2 tRNA genes and 3 rRNA genes are annotated in these 820 nt (G+C 52.1%); all 5 read right to left on the bottom strand.

The window, feature by feature from the left end:
- Positions 1 to 143: ribosomal RNA gene (locus LQ229_RS26990) — 23S ribosomal RNA — on the bottom strand; the annotation flags it as partial.
- A 202-nt stretch (positions 144 to 345) separates the two neighbouring features.
- Positions 346 to 421, bottom strand: a tRNA-Ala gene (locus LQ229_RS26985).
- A 28-nt stretch (positions 422 to 449) separates the two neighbouring features.
- Positions 450 to 526 (bottom strand) — tRNA-Ile (locus LQ229_RS26980).
- 25 nt (positions 527 to 551) lie between these two features.
- Positions 552 to 668: ribosomal RNA gene (gene rrf, locus LQ229_RS26975) — 5S ribosomal RNA — on the bottom strand.
- 101 nt (positions 669 to 769) lie between these two features.
- Positions 770 to 820, bottom strand: a 16S ribosomal RNA gene (locus tag LQ229_RS26970); the annotation flags it as partial.

The raw sequence follows: 820 nt of genomic DNA, 5'->3' as shown, positions 1-820 counted from the left end.
TATTACAGCAGCCGGGTTTCCCCATTCGGACATCCCCGGATCGAGGCCTGCTTACGGCTCCCCGAGGCAATATCGTCGTTCGCCACGTCCTTCGTCGGCTCCTAGCGCCTAGGCATCCTCCGTGTGCTCTTAGTAGCTTAACCTACTCGCTCGGTTTTCGCGCCTTCCGCTCTCTTGTCCCTCTTGTTTCTTTGAACAACTGTCCAAGGTAAGAAACAAGGTGACAAAGGATCGTCTTTCGCGAAAATCCTCGCTTTGCACTTACTTGTTGAACACAAGTTCAGCTTAAAGGATATTCTAATTCGCATTTTGTTTCGCTATCCAGTTTTCAAGGTGCAACAGATATGGTGGAGCCAAGCGGGATCGAACCGCTGACCTCCTGCTTGCAAGGCAGGCGCTCTCCCAGCTGAGCTATGGCCCCATAATCAAAAATTCAATTGTATGCAATATGGTGGGCCCTAGTGGACTCGAACCACCGACCTCACCCTTATCAGGGGTGCGCTCTAACCAGCTGAGCTAAGGGCCCTCGACATATTCGCCAAGGAATATGCGCTTGGCAACGTCCTACTCTCCCAGGACCCTTCGGTCCAAGTACCATCGGCGCTGGAGGGCTTAACGGTCGTGTTCGGGATGGGTACGCGTGGAACCCCTCCGCCATCGTCACCAAACGCATTTCGAAAGAAGCAACAACCGTTGCTCTTTCAAAACTGACAACGAGCGAGATCAAGCAGATTTGAATGTCTTCGTTACAGAAGACGATTCTCCATAGAAAGGAGGTGATCCAGCCGCACCTTCCGATACGGCTACCTTGTTACGACTT

The organism is Paenibacillus sp. CECT 9249 (assembly GCF_918697855.1).
GTDB lineage: Bacteria > Bacillota > Bacilli > Paenibacillales > Paenibacillaceae > MSJ-34.
The sequence above is the reverse complement of the archived record's forward strand: the minus strand, read 5'-3'. Positions and strand labels throughout refer to the sequence as shown.